Below are 18,640 nucleotides of genomic sequence, written 5' to 3' on the forward strand. Positions count from 1 at the left end.
CCAACCGGAGGAGGCGCATCTTTGATGCGTCTCTGACGGGCCGGAGGGTTACCCCATCAGGGCCGACCTGAGTTCCCGCTCCAGCGCGTCCAAAAACCGGGACCGGTCCGCCTTGCCAAAAGGCTTGCCGCCACCGCCAGCTCCCAGCGGATTGGCCGCCCGCAGGTCCGCCATCAGATCGCGCATCGCCAGTTGCTGGCCAATATTGGCCGCAGTGAACGCCTCACCATTGGGGCGCAGCACCCGCGCTCCGGCCTCGACGCATTTCGCAGCCAGAGGAATGTCCGAGGTCACCACCACATCCCCATGCCCGCAGCGCTCGGCAATCCACTTGTCGGCCTCATCCGCGCCTTCCGCCACGATGACGACCTGCACCAAAGGGTTCGCCGATGGCCGCAGCCCGCCGTTCGAGACCAGCGCCATCGGCACCTTATGCCGTGCCGCTACGCGCTCGGCCTCGGCCTTTACCGGGCAGGCATCGCCATCGACATAGAGCGTGGTCACGCCTTCTTGACCTGTTTCTTCGCAGGCTCGGCGGATATCTTGCGCACCTTGAACTCTTCGGGGATCGGCATCCGGTTGAATGCGTCCAGACCTGCGATCTTGTAGGCCTCGGCCAGCGTCGGATAGTTGAACGTGTTCTGCACGAAGTAGTCCACCGTACCCTTCAGGTTCAGCACCGCCTGCGCAATGTGGATCAGCTCGGTCGCGCCTTCGCCGACGATCTGCACCCCAAGAACCCGGCGGGTTTTCAGCGAGAACAGCATCTTCAGCATGCCGTGCTCCAACCCCATGATATGCCCGCGCGAGGTTTCGCGGAAACGCGCAACGCCGACCTCATAGGGAATGCCGCGCTCCTGCAACTCTTCCTCGGACATGCCGCAGGTGGAAATCTCGGGCACCGAGTAGATCCCGTAAGGATACCATGGGCTTTCGGGCAGGGTCGGGGTGTCCAGCGCGTGACAGGCGGCGACGCGGCCTTGCTGCAGCGAGGTCGAGGCCAGTGACGGGTGGCCGATCACGTCGCCTGTGGCGTAGATATGCGGCACAGCGGTCTGATAGGTCTTGCGATCCACCTTGATCCGGTTGCGGTGGTCCGTTTCCAACCCGACGGCATCCAGATTCAGCTTGGATGTGGCACCCATCCGCCCCGCGGCGAACAACAACATTTCGGCCCTGACATGGCGGCCGTTATCCAGCGTGACTTCGACATGCTCGCCTGCGTCTTCGATCTTTTCGACTGCAGACCCCAGCCGCAGATCAACGCCGTTTTCGCGGATCTGATGGGTGAAATCATGGATCAGGCGGCTGTCGATGAAATCCAGAAAGGTGTCGCGCGGTTCGATCAGCGTCACCCGGACATCCAGCGCCGAAAACATGGTGGCATATTCCACCCCGATCACCCCGGCGCCGATCACGACCAGCGAGCGGGGGATTTCGGCCATTTCCAGAAACTCATCCCCGTCCACGACTGTCTTGCCGTTGAAGGGCACGTAGTCCGGGCGATAAGTCTTGGTTCCGGTTGCGATCAGGAACTTGGCGGCCGTCAGGCGTGTGGTTTCGCCCGCGTCCGTGGCGACCTCGACCTCATGCGGGCCGACGAACTTGGCTAGACCGTCCAGAGTTTCCACGTGGTTGCGGTTGAACTGGTGCTCCAGCACATCGACCTCGTGATCCAGCGTCATGTGCAGGCGCGCCTTGAGGTCCTCGGCCCGGATCTGATCCTTGACCCGGTAGGAGCGGCCGTAAAAGCTGCGTTCGCGCCAGCCGGACAGGTTCAGCACCGTTTCGCGCAGGGTCTTGGACGGGATCGTTCCGGTATGCACCGACACGCCGCCGAACCGGTCCTTGCGGTCGATCACCAGAACCCGGCGTTTCAGCTTACCCGCCTGAATCGCCGCCGAACGTCCCGAAGGCCCGGACCCGATGATGATCAGGTCATAGTCGTATTTGCTCATGCCTCAGTCCCCGTACAGTGCTTCGGCGTGGAAGGTGATGTGGTCTTCCATGAAGGTCGACACAAAGAAATATGAATGGTCGTAGCCGGGCTGCAGACGATAGGTGGCCTGTTGGCGACGTTCGGCAATTGCTTGCGCCAGTGCCTCGGGGCGCAGCAGATCGATGAACTGGTCATTTGCGCCGGTGTCGATCAGGATGGGGCCGTCGAACCCCTTTTCCTTCATCATCATCGAGGCGTCATGCTTGGCCCACGCGGCCTCATCCCCGCCCAGATAGGCGCTGAGCTGCTTGCGCCCCCAATCCGCCCCGGTCGGGTTCGAAATCGGCGCAAAGGCCGAGACCGACCGGAACCGCCCCGGCAGGTTCATCGCCAGTGTCAGCGCGCCGTGACCGCCCATCGAATGGCCGGTGATGGCCTGACGGTCCATGTCGATGGCAAAGTTTTCGGCCAGCAGGGCGGGCAGTTCTTCGGCCACGTAGTCCCACATGTTGAAATGCGGCGCCCAGGGCGTCTGTGTTGCGTTCACATAAAACCCCGCGCCCTGACCAAGATCGTAATCCTCGTGGTCGGCCACGCCTTCGCCACGCGGCGAGGTGTCTGGAAACACCACGGCGATGCCCTGTTCTGCCGCCCAAGCCTGCGCGCCGGCCTTGGTCATGGCGTTTTCGTGGGTGCAGGTCAGGCCAGACAGGTACCACAGAACCGGAACCGGGCCATCCTTGGCTTCGGCGGGAAGAAACAGGCCAAAAGTCATGTCGCATTGGCAGGCCGCAGAGGTATGGCGGTAAACGCCCTGCACGCCACCGAAACAGGCGTTTTCCGAAAGGGTTTCCATCTGGCAGAGTCCTTAGCTTTGGGTCGCGACATGGCTAACCCTCCAAGGACGCGGCGTAAAGGCCGCGCGCCTTCGGCGAGAGTATTTTTTAAAAGATGAAGCTCAGAGTGTTGCGACCCAGGCGATCACGACCGGTACGGTCAGGATACTGGCCGCCGTAGACAGCAGGATGGCCGCCGACGCCCGATGCGGGGCCACGCCGTAATGGGCTGCCAGAATGTAGACATTTCCCGCCACCGGCAGAGCGGCCGCTGCAATGGCCACCGCAGCCGGAAACGCGGCCACCGGAATCACCCACAGCAACGCCACGGCAACGCAGGCCGGGTGGATGACCAGTTTGCAAAAACTCAGCCAGGCGGCGACCTGCACGCGTTCTGCCGACTTGGAAGCCAGCGAAGCGCCGATTGCAAACAGCGCCCCCGGTGTAGCGGCCCCGCCCAAAATGGTCAGAAAGTCGTTCAGAGGCCCCGGAACCGGCACCTGAAACGCCGACCACAACATCCCGGCGGAAATCGATACGATCATCGGATTTTTGATCAGTCCCAACCCGATCAACCGCAGAGTCGCAGGTGTTAATCGCCCGTCGCGCCCGGCATTGATCAAAATCACGATCAGGGACGAAAACACCACCAGATCAACCGTCAAAACCAGCATCACCGGTCCAATGGCGGCCTCGGACAACAGCAGGGCCAGCATCGACAGGCCCAGAAATCCGACATTGCCGATTGCGGCGCATTGGGCCTCGACTGCGGCGGTGGGGATGTCGAGCCCCCGCATCCAGGCCACCAGTGTCGCCAGCACATAGACAACGACCGTGCCCAGCAAATAGCCCATGACAAGGCGGCCGTTGAAAATCTCGGCAAAGGGCAGGGTGGCGGCAAAACGGAACAACATTGCCGACAGCGCAAAGAAGAACACGAATTTGGTCAGATAGGCCGTCGCTTCCTCGGTGAAAAACCGGCTGCGCCCGGCCCAGTACCCCAGGCCGATGATCGCAAAAAACGGAAGCGTGCGTAGAAAGATATCGACCATGGCCAGAGTGTTAGCATTGTTTGACGGGGCGGCAAGCCTTTAGCCGACGCAATGAACTGACACGGGGTTCTGACGGGAAAATGAACGGATTTCACAACGTCACACCGGTGGAGTTCACGCGAATCGTTGTATCTGAACTGAACGGTTTATAGTTTCAGGGGATCACCTAACCCAGGAGAGCCCATGACCGATACAGCCGCCATCCTTCGTACGGGTCGCAAATTCGATCAGGTTTTGCGTGGCGCCCGAGAGGTTTTCATGGCGGATGGGTTCGAAGGTGCAAGCGTCGACGACATCGCACGCGCCGCTGGTGTGTCCAAGGCAACGCTTTATAGCTACTTCCCCGACAAACGGCTGCTGTTCATGGAAGTCGCGCAGACCGAATGCAAACGTCTGGCCGAAAACGTCATCTCGATGATCGATGACTCCAAACCGGCGCGCGAAGTTCTGACGATCACCGCCACGCAACTGACCTCTTTTCTGGTGTCGGATTTCTCGCAACAGGTCTTTCGGATTTGCGTGGCTGAACGTGACCGGTTCCCCGAGTTGGGCATGGCGTTTTTCGAAGCCGGGCCTCAGAACGGCCAGCGCCACATGGTGGAATATCTGGAAAAGGCCGTCCAAAAGGGTGAGCTGGCCATTGAGGACGTCCAGATCGCGGCGGAACAATTCTCGGAGCTATGCAAGGTGCGCATCTGGACCAAGGCGGCTTTGGGCATCCAGACCAGTTTCAGCCAGCCGGAAATCGACGCAATCGCACTGCAGGCTGTGGACATGTTCATGGCCCGCTACGGGGTCTGATCAAGATTTGGGCAGGCGCGCGGGCATTTGTCCGAAGAAAGGCCAATCAATCAGTTGAAGTTTGACAGGTGGGCCGTTCTGGAAAACCATCGGGCGGATACAGCGAAGGCCCTGTGACCCTTGACCAGTGCGAACACCAGCTTTTCCCGCCGTCTGACCGATCTGCTTGTTCAGATCTATCCTGATCATGACCAAGCCGCACTGGCCCGTGAAATCACCGAGGCCTTTTGGCCAGCGGGAACGCACCGGCGCAAACAAGGGCGCAAGCCGGGCAACAAGCTGTGGTCAGAGAAAGACAGCGTCCTGATCACCTATGGCAACTCGATCGAGAACCAGGCCCACAAACCGCTGGACCTGCTACATGATTTCCTGCTCAGACATCTGAGCGGCGTGGTGAACGGGGTCCACATCCTGCCGTTCTTTCCCTTCACGTCGGATGACGGGTTTGCGGTGTCCGACTACTATTCCGTCAGCCCGCAATTGGGGGATTGGGCGGATATAACCCGGATCGCGGGAGATTTTCACCTGATGTCCGATCTGGTGCTGAACCATGTCTCAAGCCAGGGCGCGTGGTTCACCAACTTCCTGCAGGGGAAACCTCCGCACAACCGGTTCTTTTACGAAGCCTCGCCCGAGGATGATCTGTCTCAGGTCGTGCGCCCGCGCACCACGCCTTTGCTGCGGCAGGTCGAAACCGATCAGGGCGAGAAACACGTCTGGTGCACATTCAGCCATGATCAGGTGGATCTGGATTTCTCGAACCCCGAAGTGCTGATCGAGATGCTGAGGATCATCCGCCTGCATATCGACAAGGGGGTGCGTATCCTGCGGCTGGATGCGGTGGCCTTTGTCTGGAAAGAGATCGGCACCAATTGCATTCACCTGCCGCAGACCCATGCCATCGTGCAACTGTTGCGGCTGCTGTGTGACTACGCCACCGAAACGCTGGTGCTGCTGACCGAGACCAACGTGCCGCGCACCGAGAACCTCAGCTATTTCGGCAACCGGAATGAGGCGCACGCGGTTTACAATTTCCCTCTGCCGCCGCTGATCCTGCACGCGATGCAGTCGGGTACTGCGCGATACTTGCGTGAATGGCAGGCCGCGATGCCGCCTGCGCAGCTGGGCTGTGCCTATCTGAACTTCACCGCCAGCCATGACGGCATCGGGATGCGTCCCGCCGAAGGCGTTCTGCCCCCGGACGAGAAAGACCGCATGATCGACACCGTGCGGCGGATCGGCGGGCTGGTGTCGATGCGGGCACTGCCGGACGGGCGCGAGGAGCCATATGAGCTGAACTGCGGGTATTTCGAGGCGATGTCCGAGACCTTCCACGGTCCCGATCAATACCATCTGGCCCGGTTCATCTGTTCCCAGACCATCGTCATGTCACTTGAGGGCATACCGGCCTTCTACATCCACTCTCTGCTGGCCACCCCCAACGATCACGAGGCGGTTGCGCGGCGCGGGATGAACCGGGCGATCAACCGGCACCGCTGGCATTACCCCGATCTGCTCGCACGGCTGGCCGATCCGGGCTCCAATCAGGCGCTGGTGTTGTCGGAATTGTCCCGCCGCCTGCGCCTGCGGGCGCGGCAACCGGCGTTCCATCCCAATGCCACGCAATTCACCCTTCGTCTGGACGACCGTGTCTTTGGCATCTGGCGGCAGAGCCTGGACCGCAGCCAGTCGATCTTTGCGCTGCACAATGTTTCGGCCGAACCGGTCCATGTCAGCCCTGCCGAGATCAACATGATCGCCGACGAGGTCTGGACCGATGCGCTGACCGGAGAAATCCTCGCCACCAACGGCCCCGATATCGTGTTGGCGCCGTATCAGTGCCGCTGGATCACGAACGCGGCGTGAATTGCGCTAAATCTTCGGACACCGCCGCTTTCAGGCGCAGCAGGAATTCAGGGTCCGCCGAATGGACACGGTTCCATGTCGGGATGAACGGCGTCTCGTGCGGGTTGTCGAGGAAGATCTGCCCGGCGCGAATGATGTTTTCGGCGAATAGCTCGATGGATTTTTCTTCTTTGTGCCGGTCCAGTTCCAGCCCGTTCATCTTGGCGTCGGTATAATAGCCCTCGAGCAGGTCCAGCGCGGATCGATAGTAGGTGGCCTTGAGCGTGCGGAAGGTGTTGGGTGTGAACACGGTGCCATCAGCCGCCAGCTTGCGGAAGATCGCCTTACAGATATCGGTGGACATGCGCGACAGGCCGCGGTTGGCATCCTCGGGCGACAGGTCCTGATGTTTGTGGTCGTAATTGTCGGCGATCTCGACCTGACAGACGGATTTCGGCGCCAGATTGCGCCACGCCTCGGACAGAACGCCGATTTCCAACCCCCAGTCCGATGGGATGCGCAAATCGGGCAGGGTCGGGGTGCGGATGGCGAACTCACCCGACAGCGGATAGCGGAAGCTGCGCAGGTAATCGAGGTAATCACGATCCCCGATCACTTTTTTCAACGCGATCAGCAACGGGCTGACCAGCAGGCGGGTGACGCGGCCATTCAACTTGCCCTCGCCAACGCGGGGATAAAACCCTTTGGCCATCTGGAATGGAAAGGTCGGGTTGACGACCGGATAGACCAACCGGTCCAGCATCTGGCGGTCGTAAGTCACGATATCGCAATCATGAATTGCCATCACCGAACTGTCGGCACAGGCCAGCAGGTACCCGATGCAGGACCAGACGTTCTTACCTTTGCCCGGCTCCTGAGGAGCCAGCCCCAAGCCCTGCAGTTGGGTTTGCAGTTCAGTCAGGCGCGGGCTGTCATTCCAGATCACTGCGTGGTTTTGTGGCAGATCGGCAAAAAATGCGCGGGCGTGGCGGTACTGCGCCTCATCTGCCTGATCCAGACCGATGATGATGCGATGCAGATAGGGAACCTGTCTCAGCTCCTTCAGAATGCCCGCCAATGCCGGGCCTTCCAGTTCGGAATAAAGGCACGGCAGGATCAGGGTGATCTTGCGCGTTTCGGCATAAACCGAAATCTCATGCGCCAGGTGACCCGCCGGTCTGCTGCGCAGGTTGTGCAGGGTGGTGATGTTTCCGTTCTGGTGAAAATCTGCCATGTCTGGAGCCTTTTCCGGGTCAGAGCTCTGCCGTCAGCGTCAGGATCGCTTCGGACCAGCCGCGCGGGCCGCTGTTAGTTGTTCTGAGAATCCGCGCCTCGGCTTCGGGCGGGAAGCGGGGGATGGAGGGGCCGTCCGGATTGGCGATGATCACACCCTGATCGGCCGCGCGGATCATTTCGCTGTCATTGGGCGCATCACCCAGAGCCAAGGTACGGGCAGGTGTCAGATGGCCGACAATATCATCCATCGCATCCGCTTTGGTCTTGCCGAAGGAAAGGGTTAGAAACCGCCCTCCCTGCCGAGCATTTAGCCCGGCATCGGCCACAGCCGAAAGGAACGCCTGCAAACCGGCTTCCGAACCGGTCCAAAGCCCCGGCTCACTGAACCTGCGCTGCTTGGCGAGGGCGGCCTGTTCAGGGCTCAAACCGGTTTTCTGCGCCACTTCCCGCTCGGTCAGATCACCAAAACCCACGAAACCCGACGGCAAGGTGCTAAGCATGGACCGAAGGCGCTGATAGCAATCGCCGCCCTCGTCAATTGCGCCAGGCCAAAGCACCCCGGCCCCGTTTTCGACGATGGCGGGCATCCCGGCCAGGTCCATGTCCTGCTGCAACGGCCGTATTTCCGCAGCTGTCTTGCTGCTGGCCAAAACCAGCCCTGCGCCCAGTTCCTTCAGACGGGCAAGCCCCGGTCTGGCCGCCTCCCAGCTATAATCGTGGTGGTCCAATAACGTGCCATCCAGATCGGAAAACACCAGAAGGGGCAGGGCAGGGGCGGCGGCATTGATCATTTCCATCAAAGTAGAAATCTGCCGATGCGCGATGTAAATCCGTGCCGACGAAAACTCCACCGAACCGAATGCCTGTGCCTATTTATTAGGCACAGGCGACCGAACTCATTCGATGAACGTTCTGGCCAGCCGGTCGCTGATCGGTTGCGACAGATAGCTGATCACCGCACGTTCGCCGGTATTGACGAACAGATCGGCAGGCATACCGGGCACCAGTTCCAGCGCGGCAACGTCCTGCGGTTGCTCGGTATCCAGCTTGACCCGCGCCTTGTAGTAAGGCTCGCCAGTGCGGTCATCCTCGAGCGCATCCGCCGAGATGTCGAATATCCGACCAGTGGCCTCGGGCACATCCGCCTGCGCAAAGGCCGAGAGACGGATGCGGGTGGACTGACCGATCCGCAGCTTGTCAATATCTCCGGTCTTGACCCGCGCCTCGACAATAAGCGCCTGATCGGCGGGAACGATATCCATGATCGGCTCACCCGGGCGGATTACACCTCCGATGGTCGATACACCAAGGTTCACGACCCGCCCGCTGGTGGTCGCCAGAACCTGTGTCCGCTTCAGGCGTTTCAATGTCCCGGCAAATTGCGGACGAACCAGATCAAGCTGAGCCTCAACCACGGCCAGTTCCCCGGCGAGGACCTCATCGCGCAGTTTGTTCTGGCTGAGCAGCGACAGCTCCAATTCCCGCATCTGATCCTCGGCTTGCGCGATCTGGGTGCGCAACGAGGCGTCTACCCCGCCAAGCCGTTCCAGTTCGATTTGCCGTGCACTGACCCGCGTCACGGCCACCAAACCCTTGGCCAACAAGGCTTGCAGGTTGGTCAGTTCGGTCCGCGTGATCTCTTGCTGGTTCCGAGCGGCCTTTCGTTGCTCGTTCAGGCCTGCGATCTGATTGCGCAGCCCGGTGATGCGTTGCGCATTGATCTGTGCCTCGGTCCGGCGGGCTCTCGCCTCGGCGTCGAACAGTTGCTTTTGCGTCAAGTACGGAGACACCCAGTGCAAACGCTCCATCCCTTCGCGGAACCCGGACAAAGCGGTGGCCTCGTCAAATTCGGCCTGCCCGCTCATCTGCGCCAACAGGCGCGCACGGCGGACGGACAATTCGCCAAGCTGACTGCCTTGCACACTGAGATCGACGTCGATCTCGGTCGTGTCGAGCTGCACCAGAGGTTGCCCGGCCTCAACGAATTGCCCGTCTGCCACCAGAATGGACTGGATGATACCGCCATCCAGATGCTCGACCGTCTTGCGGTCACCTTCCACCACAAAAGAGGCGGGCGCGACGACGGCCCCGTCCAGCTTCGAGGCGAAAGCCCAATAGGCGCTACCCCCGACGAACACCGCCAGAGTGAACAGACCGAACAGCACATACCGCCCGATGCTTGAGGACGTATCGGTGATCTCCTGCAACTGCGCCTCGTGGAAACCGACAGCGTTGCGGGAAGAGGTATACTTGATCAGGTCCGTCATTGGGCCGCTCCTGCGATCTGAGTTTCATTTGCCGGGCGTTGAGCAGTCTGCAGCACGTTACGGCTGTTCACCTTCAACACGTCCTGTTTGTCGCCAAACTGTGTCTGGCTGCCATTGCGCAGAACCAGCACCTTGTTGGCGGCCTGCAACGTTGCCGGGCGATGGGTCATCACGATCGCAATCGCGCCCCGTTCGTGAACGGCCAGCAGCGCGTCGCGCAGGGCCTGCTCGCCCTCGGCATCCAGGTCCGAGTTCGGTTCATCCAGAACCAGCACAAACGGATCGCCATACAGCGCCCGCGCCAGAGCCAGCCTCTGACGCTGACCGCCGGACAGAAAGAACCCCTGACCGATCCGGGTTTCGTAGCCATCAGGCAAGCTGCTGATCAATTCATGCACTCCGGCTTCCCGGGCCGCGCGCAGCACTTCGGCATCGTCGATGGCCGTTGAAAACCGGCCAATGTTCTCGCGAATGGTGCCGTCGAACAGCTCTACATCCTGCGGCAGGTAACCGATCTGATTGCCCAGATCTTCGGCATTCCATTTCGACATCGGGCTGCCATCCAGCAAAACCTCGCCCCGTTGCGGATGCCAGATGCCGGCCAGCATCTTGCCCAAGGTGGTCTTGCCCGACCCGCTCTGGCCGATGACGGCCAGAATGTCACCGGCTTTCAGGTTGAAATCGATCCCGCGCAGCGTCGCGCTCAATGCCCGCGGGGGTGCCGCCTGCGCGATACGGACGTCCATAGATTTGAACGCACGCGGCAGATGCAGGTTGGGCGGTGTTTCGGCAAAATCCTCGGTCAGTCGTTTGATTTTGCTGTACGATCCGCGCGCAGCCAGAAACGAGCGCCACTGGCCGATCAACTGATCGATCGGAGCCAGCGCACGGGCCAGAACGATGGTTGCGGCGATCATCACACCTGCCGTGGACTCTCCGGTGATCGCCAACGCAGCACCAAGGCCCAGAGCCGCAGATTGCAGCCCCATTCGAATGGTCTTGGACATCACCGAAAAGCTGGCGATCCGATCTGCGGCGCGGGTTTTGTGGTTATGCGCGTCCGCCTGCAGGGCCGTCCAGCGGCGCACCAGATCGCCTTTCATTCCCAGCGCGTGAACAACTTCGGCGTTTCTGTCCCCGGTTTTGAACAAAGCATCTGAACGTCCGCGCGCCTGCGATGCTTGCCGCATCGGTTCACGGGCGCGGGCGTTGTTGATCAGCGCCATTGTGGTCAGGGTGAGTGCTCCGATCAGACCCAACAGTCCCAGAAACGGGTGCAGAACATACAGCACCAACAGGTAAATCGGTATCCACGGCGCATCGAAGAAAGCGGTCAGGGTAGTGCCCGAAATGAACTCGCGAAAGCCGTTCACATCCTCAACCAGGTTTTCTCCGGCCTCGCTTTCGCCCTGCACCCGGCGTTGCATGGCGGCACCAAGAACGGGGGCGCCCACGCTCAGCTCGAACCGGGCGGCCAGACGGCCCAGGATGCGCATACGCATCAGGTCAAGGCAGGCGATCACGACGAAAACCCCAGCCAGCAGCAGCGACAGGGCAATCAGAGTGTCGGCGTTTTGGCTGGTCAGCACACGGTCGTAAACCTGTAGCATGTACAGCGGTCCGGCCAGCATCAGAAAGTTCAGAAACAGGCTGAAGACCGCAACCGCAACAAAGCCTTTACGCAGCGACCCCCAGGCGGATTTGACGGGATTGGTGTTCTGGAACATGTCATGGGCCCTTTCCGGTATGGCAAACGGGGCGACCGAAAGACCGCCCCGTCGTTGCTTGTTTATGCGACGAAGTCGTCTTCATTCAGGTCAGCGCTGTTGACGCCGGCCAGACGGACCGAACCTGCGTCTCCAAACGAGATCAGCGCATCTTCGCCATCCTGAGAGACGTTGACGTTGCCGCCAAAGTCAGGACCGAAGTCACCGAATTGCAGCTGGTCAATGCCGACCTCAAAGTCCTGAATGACGTCGTCCCCGAAATTGCCTGCAAAGACGAACGTGTCCTGGCCCGCGCCGCCGATCAGGATGTCATTGCCACCCTCACCGTTCAGCACATCATCACCGGCCTGACCGTTCAGGGTGTTGGCCCCTGAGTTGCCGGAAAGGATGTCATTGCCGCCATTCGGGCTGCCTGCATTGTTCGAGCCGTTGATGTTTTCGAAGCCGAACACCTGATCCAGCGTGGCCTCGTCCGGTGCGTTGACCGTGGCGACACCGTTGCCGTCTTCGTCAAGGTCCAGAATAACGCCCGGCCCTGCGGTGAACAGCGCAGTATCGATGCCTTCGCCTCCGATGATGATGTCAGCCCCACCGAAAGAGTGGATGGCATCATTTCCGGCACCACCGTCGAGCACGTTGAACTCGTTATTGCCCAGGATCAGGTCATCCCCGCTGGAACCGACAACGTTTTCGAAGTCATCGACTTCGGCGACGATCTGACCGTCGACGATAATGGCACCGTCCTGCGGGCCTTCATCACCATTGCCCGCTGCGTTCGGTGCAGGGCCGCTCAGGTCCAGATCAACGGTCACACCATCAAAGCCGGACACGTCGATCGTGTCGCTGTCATCCGAGCCGACAACCCGCTCGATCGAGCGCAGAACGTCGACCTCAATCTGGTTATCGATGACGTCCTGGCCGATGACACCGGTACCGCCTGTGGCTTGGGTATCCAGCGTGGCGCCTGCGTCGACCAGCGTGTCCTGCACGACCGCGCCATTCTGACCAGCGGGTGCATTGTGCAGATGAATGGCCGAGACAACACCCGGGATCGGCGTGTTCAGGTCGGCCTCGTTCAGGCCAACAACGCTCAGTTCGCTGGAATAGGTGACGACACCCGTGTTCAGGTTCTGAGTGATGACGACTGTGGCCTGCCCGGTGGCTTCGCTGTCCGACAGCGGCCCCGGTTCCTGCGACGCGTCCAGACCACCGCTGAGCGTGACTGTCCGGATGCCGTTCACGGTTTCAACACTGTCCACCAGCAGTTGCCCGCGGATTTCACCGCCCGGGAAATCCGAAGTGTGGATGTTGTAATACAGGTTGCCCAGGATGGCTTCCTCAACAAACCACGAGGGGTCCGGGATGTTTGACCCAAACTGGTCCGGGTCATCAACCACCGCATCGGTGACCGTGACGGTGAAGCCGGTGTCGCGGGTTGCGGTGCCATTGCCGTTGGCGTCCAGAGACACCTCGACCGCAACATCCAGATCCGAGAAATCCGCCGTGTCGATGCCGTCGCCGCCGTCGATGAAGTCATTACCCAGGCCACCGGTCAGAACATTGTCAGCTTCGCCTGCGATCAACACATCATCGCCCGCGCCACCGACGATGTCGCCGTTGGTGGTGCCCAGATCAACAAAGATGTCATCGCCCGCGCCCAAAAGAACGTTGCCGTTGATCACGCCTTCGTCGTCATTGACGATGGTCACCGAGCCGGCATCCGATGCGTCGATTGCGTTGACTGTGCCGCGAATCTCACCTTCGTTCAGGATTGCACCCAGAAGGTTCAAACCACCATCCACGCGAATACCTGCGGCGGCATCCGAATCTTCGGACCCGGCGATCAGGCCTTCGTTGATGACCACACCTGCAAAAGCCGCATCATCCTGGCTGGTGAACAGGCGCAGACCGTCTCCGACCTGATTGCCTTCAACCGCGTCGCCGCGCCCCTGAAAGGTACCTTCGTTGACCACAACTGCTGATACAACGTCACCCGAGACATCGCCGGTTTGCAGCGAAACGGCCGAACCGTTATTGCCTTCGCCCGCATCGACGCGGCCGGTGTTGGTGAAGCTGTAATTGTCAGCCGTGCCATCGGCATAAACGGTGCCGTTGCGCTGATTCCCCGTGCCGAGGATGTCGCCTTCGTTCACGACCTCAAGCCCGTCACCGTCAATGTTCAGCGCCCGGCTGTCCGACGTCACAGTGCCGCGGTTGACGAATGACCCGCCTGCGTGATCCCCGGTGCCGAAATACACACCGTTCTGACCGCCCGCGAAGACGCCGGTTTCTTCGTTGATCAGCTGACCGCGGAAGTTGACGTTATTCACCGCGCGGAACGCACCCACGGTGCCATTTGCGCCCTCGGACGAAACCGTGCCGGTGTTGGTGATGGTGCCTTCGAACAGGGCAGGGCCAAAGCCGCCGCCTTCCAGACGTGCGCCCTCCAGGCGGATGCCGTCCCCGGCTGTGCCCAGACCCGCACCTGCATTGCCGCGCCCGGCGATGGTGCCGTCGTTGGTGATCTCGACTTCGCCATTTCCATCTTCGGCCAGCGACAGAGAGATACCGGCGCCGTTATTGTGCTCACCAGCGTCAATGCGGCCCGTTGCCAGGTTGTTGATCGTGAAATCCGACGCCGTGTCGTCGGCATAGACAGTCCCGTTGCGCTGATCACCGGTGCCCAGAATGTCTCCGCCATTGACCAGATCAACGCCCGAGCCGTCGATATTCACCGCCCGGCTGCCCGACTGGATGGTGCCAAAGTTCAGCACGTCCAGATCATGTTCGCCGTTGCCAATGTAAAGGCCATTGCGCGGGCCTTCGATCACACCGGTCGAGGTGTTCAGGATTTCGCCTTCGGTGTTCGCACCATCTGCAATGCGGATACCGGCGGCGGTGCCCTGATTGCTCTCGGTCGAGATCAGGCCGCTGTTGACGATTTCGGTTTCCAGAATAATGCCTTCCGCGCCATCATCGATGCGGATCCCGTCCCCGGCCAGCGCGGTGTTCGACGCGGCCTGACCTCGGCCCTGAATGGTTGCGCCAAAACCGTTGAATACATCGGTCTCCACGCGGTCGCCGACCTCGTCACCGACCTGCAGCGAAATACCGGCGCCCTGGTTGCCTTCACCCGCATCAATGGTGCCGCCCGTGAAGTTCGAGATCGAAACATCTTCGGCGGTGCTGTTGGTGTAGATCGTACCATTGCGCTGATCGCCGGTGCCGATGATGTCGCCGAAGTTGCGCACATCAATACCCTGGCCCTGAATGTCGACCGCGCGACTGTCTGAGCTGATCACGCCGCCGCGGAAGTTATCGAGGCTGCCCGAACTGCCTGCACCCGCAAACTGCACACCGTTGAATTCACCCGCGATCTCGCCAAAGTTGCGGACCGAGGCACTGCCGGTGACCTGAACGCCGGTGGCCAACGCGTCGGGGCCAGAGTTGGCCTCGATCCGGCCCGAGCGGAAGTTGAAAACATCGACATCCTGACCCTGCGCCAGAACCGCCGCGACCGCGTTATTGGTGACGATTTCTCCGAAGTTCAGCAGACGCGAGAAATCATTGGCCAGAACAAAGGCCGGAGTGTCGTCGACAACGGTGCTTTGGAAGAAGTTGTTGATAAGGGTTTGGCCATCGCGGGATGTCTCTTGGGCCAGTGAGGACGTGGTCAAAAGACGGGCGCGTAAGCCTTCAAGGAATTGGGACAGCATGGGGAACTCCATCATGGGTTTGCAATTTGCGGCCCGCCCGCTGGTCTGGGCGCTCCACGTAGCAAAGGGGTAGTCACCGCTGCCGGTCAGCTAAAATTCATCCTGCGAATTGGGGGTATAACCAAAGCAAATAGTCACGGCTTCCGTGATAGCTGGTTTCAGCGCAATGCGTGTTTTCAACAGGTTACGTGACCTCCGGCAAACACGCAGAGCTATTCAGTGGCGCGTTTTGACGGTTTTGTCAGTGATTGTGATCCGGATTTCCTTCTGCTGTGTCCAGGTCGGCGTATGTTAAGACCATCCCCGCGGGGTCGAAAAAGCAGCACCGGTTTACGGCCATGAATTTCAGAGATTTGGAATATGTCCTCGCCATCGCCAAACATGGCCAGTTCAGCCAGGCCGCCGTGGCCTGCAATGTCTCGCAGCCCGCCTTGTCCAATCAGGTCAAAAAGCTCGAGCAGGATTTGGGGACCGACCTGTTTCTGCGCCTCAACAACGAGGTACGCCCGACCGCCTGCGGTGATCGCGTGATCGCAATTGCCGAGCGCATCCTGAAAGACGCCCAGAACATCCGGGACACCGCGACCCAGTTCCGCGACCCCGAGGCCGTCCCGTTCCACGTGGGTATGACCCCGACACTGGCCCCATATCTGACGCAGTATTTCTCGGAGTTGTTCAGCACGCTGTTCCCCAACATGCGTGTAACGATGGTTGAAGACCTGCCGCAGAACATGTTGCAAATGGTCGAAGATCACGCTCTGGACGTGGCCCTGGTGGCCAAGGCCAACACCGCGGCGACGCTTGATTTTACTTCGATCTGGACCGAGCCCCTGTTTCTGGCCGTCCGCGAGGGGCACCCGCTGTGCCATCTGCCGTCCATCGCGCCCGAGGACGTGCCCGCCCATGATTTTATCCGGTTACCGCACAGCTTTGGCTATGAGCTGGAAGACCGCCTGCCCAAATCGGACCCCTCGCGCCGGGTCAGCAAACGGTTCGACCTGAGCGCCCTGCGGTTCGAGACGATCTGCCGCCATATCTGCCACTCGGACGATTGCACCATTGTCTCGGCGCTGGCGGCTGAACAGTTCAGGCGTGACAGGTGGCCGCTGTGCTTTGTGCCCTTCGATGCGCCCGGCAACATGCGCGATCTGGGGGCGGTAACGCGCCGCGGCTGTCCGCGCCGGCCGCTGCTGGACCGCATCGGTGCCTTTATCAATGAAAAACCGCCCGTAGGTGTCACACCAACCTTTTCCGGGTGATATCCCACCGAAAGTCGTGACCTTGCCCCGGTGGGGACACAACTGACAGCCCAAAACCTGCATCTAAAACACTCGTTTTTAGACAGGTTTGTGCAGTTCGTCGACTTGAAATTCTTCTTGCCCATATGTTCCAAAAGGCCGAACTTATCAGAGTATCCAGCCTGTTTGCCGACGGCTCGCAACTACGCGCGCAAGCCGGTTGACAATGGATTTTGTATTTTGGATACATTGGCCAGAGATTTCGCGGCGAACAGAGTCGTACAAGAATGCTCTGGCCACAAAGAGCAACGCGAATGTCTGAATAAAATCATTTCTGGGAGACCCACATGAAACTGAAATTAATGGCCGCAACTGCTGCGATCGCCCTGTCGGCTGCCGCAGCACAGGCGAACACGCTGGTCTATTGCTCGGAAGGCTCGCCTGAAGGGTTCGACCCGGCGCTGTTCACCGCCGGCACGACCTTTGATGCCTCTTCGCACCCGATCTACAACCGCCTGCTCGAGTTCGAAACCGGCACCACCAACGTGATCCCCGGTCTGGCCGAAAGCGTCGAAGCCAGCGATGACGGTCTGGAATACACCTTCAAGCTGCGTCAGGGCGTCAAGTTCCATTCGAACGACGAATTCACCCCGACGCGCGACTTCAACGCTGATGACGTGATCTTCTCGTTCATGCGCCAGAAGGACGATGGTCACCCGTACAACCAGATTTCGGGCGGCACATGGGAGTACTTCAAGGGCATGGGCATGCCGGAACTGGTCGAGTCCATCGAGAAGGTCGACGACTACACCGTGAAATTCACCCTGACCAAGCCCGAGGCGCCTTTTGTCGCCAACATGGCGATGGATTTTGCCTCGATCCTGTCCGCCGAATACGCGGATGCGATGATGGCGGCAGGCACGCCTGAAAAGCTGAACACCGCGCCGATCGGCACCGGCCCGTTCTCGTTCGTGGCCTACCAGAAGGACGCGGTGATCCGCTATGCGCAGAATGCCGACTACTGGAAAGACCCGGCAGCGGTTGAGAACCTGATCTTTGCGATCACTCCGGATGCTTCGGTGCGCTATCAAAAGCTGAAGGCTGGCGAATGCCACATCATGCCTTATCCGAACCCCGCCGATATTCAGGCGATGAAGGATGACGCGGACATCAACATGATGGAGCAAGAGGGCCTGAACGTCGGCTATCTGGCCTACAACACCACCATGGAGCCGTTCGACAATCCGAACGTCCGCAAGGCGCTGAACATGGCGATCGACAAGAATGCCATCATCGACGTGGTGTTCCAGGGCTCGGGCCAGGTTGCAAAGAACCCGATCCCGCCAACCATGTGGGGCTATAACGACGCCATCACCGACGACGCCTATGATCCCGAAGCGGCCAAGGCAATGCTGGAGGCCGAAGGTGTTTCCGATCTGTCGATGAAAATCTGGGCAATGCCGGTTCAGCGTCCGTACAACCCGAACGCGCGCCGTATGGCCGAACTGATCCAGGCGGACTTCGCCAAGGTTGGTGTGGACGTCGAAATCGTGTCCTATGAATGGGGCGAGTACCTGTCGCGCTCGAAAGAGCTGAACCGTGACGGTGCTGTTCTGCTGGGCTGGACCGGTGACAATGGCGACCCAGACAACTTCCTGGCGGTGCTGCTGGGCTGTGATGGCCGCGAAGCTTCGAACCGCGCACAATGGTGCCACCAGCCGTTCGATGACCTGATCCTGCAGGCCAAGCAGACCACCGATCCCGCAGAGCGCACCAAACTGTACGAAGACGCTCAGGTGATCTTCAAAGAGCAGGCGCCCTGGGCGACCATCGCTCACTCGGTTGTATTCATGCCGATGCGCAATGAAGTGCAGGGCTACAAGGTGCACCCGCTGGGCGGCCACATCTTCTATGATGTAAGCGTCGAGTAAATCACCACTCACTGGCCGGAGCCGCCATTGGCGGCTCCGGTTTTCTATTTTG

At 60.2% G+C, this 18,640-nt stretch carries 13 protein-coding genes; 4 read left to right on the forward strand and 9 right to left on the reverse strand.

The window, feature by feature from the left end:
* Positions 1-48: 48 nt before the first annotated feature.
* The 4 genes from ACR0NT_RS11205 to ACR0NT_RS11220 all read right to left on the reverse strand — a co-directional run bounded on the left by ACR0NT_RS11205 (position 49) and on the right by ACR0NT_RS11220 (position 3,827).
* Entirely contained in the window at positions 49-504 is a 456-nt protein-coding gene (locus ACR0NT_RS11205) for a YaiI/YqxD family protein (RefSeq protein ID WP_170673777.1), read from the reverse strand.
* Complete coding sequence (sthA, locus tag ACR0NT_RS11210; protein ID WP_170446507.1) at positions 501-1,958, reverse strand: Si-specific NAD(P)(+) transhydrogenase; 1,458 nt, start codon at positions 1,956-1,958, stop codon at positions 501-503. The genes ACR0NT_RS11205 and sthA overlap by 4 nt, the downstream gene beginning before the upstream one ends.
* A 3-nt stretch (positions 1,959-1,961) precedes the next feature.
* Entirely contained in the window at positions 1,962-2,795 is an 834-nt protein-coding gene (gene fghA, locus ACR0NT_RS11215; RefSeq protein WP_170673774.1) for an S-formylglutathione hydrolase, read from the reverse strand.
* 102 nt (positions 2,796-2,897) lie between these two features.
* On the reverse strand, positions 2,898-3,827 hold the full coding sequence (locus tag ACR0NT_RS11220; RefSeq protein WP_170673771.1) for an AEC family transporter: 930 nt from the start codon (positions 3,825-3,827) through the stop codon (positions 2,898-2,900).
* A 183-nt stretch (positions 3,828-4,010) separates the two neighbouring features.
* Between ACR0NT_RS11220 and ACR0NT_RS11225 the strand changes: the two genes are divergently transcribed.
* Positions 4,011-4,628 carry a TetR/AcrR family transcriptional regulator gene (locus tag ACR0NT_RS11225; protein ID WP_170446500.1) on the forward strand — a complete coding sequence of 206 codons (618 nt, stop codon included), beginning with the start codon at positions 4,011-4,013 and terminating at the stop codon, positions 4,626-4,628.
* A 120-nt stretch (positions 4,629-4,748) separates the two neighbouring features.
* A complete protein-coding gene (locus ACR0NT_RS11230; protein WP_170446498.1) occupies positions 4,749-6,494 on the forward strand; it encodes a sugar phosphorylase in 1,746 nt (581 codons plus the stop codon).
* Here ACR0NT_RS11230 and ACR0NT_RS11235 read toward each other — a convergent pair.
* The 5 genes from ACR0NT_RS11235 to ACR0NT_RS11255 form a co-directional block, all read right to left on the reverse strand.
* Positions 6,478-7,707 carry a glycosyltransferase family protein gene (locus tag ACR0NT_RS11235; protein ID WP_170673768.1) on the reverse strand — a complete coding sequence of 410 codons (1,230 nt, stop codon included), beginning with the start codon at positions 7,705-7,707 and terminating at the stop codon, positions 6,478-6,480. The two genes, ACR0NT_RS11230 and ACR0NT_RS11235, sit on opposite strands and share 17 nt — an antisense overlap.
* 19 nt (positions 7,708-7,726) lie before the next feature.
* Positions 7,727-8,560: an HAD-IIB family hydrolase gene (locus ACR0NT_RS11240; RefSeq protein WP_480443073.1), complete on the reverse strand. Its 834-nt coding sequence runs from the start codon at positions 8,558-8,560 to the stop codon at positions 7,727-7,729.
* Between the two features lie 45 nt (positions 8,561-8,605).
* Positions 8,606-9,976 carry an HlyD family type I secretion periplasmic adaptor subunit gene (locus ACR0NT_RS11245; protein WP_170673765.1) on the reverse strand — a complete coding sequence of 457 codons (1,371 nt, stop codon included), beginning with the start codon at positions 9,974-9,976 and terminating at the stop codon, positions 8,606-8,608.
* Positions 9,973-11,703 carry a type I secretion system permease/ATPase gene (locus tag ACR0NT_RS11250; protein WP_170673762.1) on the reverse strand — a complete coding sequence of 577 codons (1,731 nt, stop codon included), beginning with the start codon at positions 11,701-11,703 and terminating at the stop codon, positions 9,973-9,975. Before ACR0NT_RS11250 ends, ACR0NT_RS11245 begins: the two co-directional genes overlap by 4 nt.
* A 62-nt stretch (positions 11,704-11,765) precedes the next feature.
* On the reverse strand, positions 11,766-15,419 hold the full coding sequence (locus tag ACR0NT_RS11255; protein WP_170446490.1) for a CHRD domain-containing protein: 3,654 nt from the start codon (positions 15,417-15,419) through the stop codon (positions 11,766-11,768).
* A gap of 338 nt (positions 15,420-15,757) precedes the next feature.
* Between ACR0NT_RS11255 and ACR0NT_RS11260 the strand changes: the two genes are divergently transcribed.
* Positions 15,758-16,678 carry a LysR substrate-binding domain-containing protein gene (locus tag ACR0NT_RS11260; RefSeq protein ID WP_170446489.1) on the forward strand — a complete coding sequence of 307 codons (921 nt, stop codon included), beginning with the start codon at positions 15,758-15,760 and terminating at the stop codon, positions 16,676-16,678.
* A 326-nt stretch (positions 16,679-17,004) separates the two neighbouring features.
* Positions 17,005-18,588 carry an ABC transporter substrate-binding protein gene (locus ACR0NT_RS11265; RefSeq protein WP_170673760.1) on the forward strand — a complete coding sequence of 528 codons (1,584 nt, stop codon included), beginning with the start codon at positions 17,005-17,007 and terminating at the stop codon, positions 18,586-18,588.
* Positions 18,589-18,640 lie beyond the last annotated feature (52 nt).

The sequence above is a fragment of the Ruegeria sp. AB10 genome, from assembly GCF_056542745.1.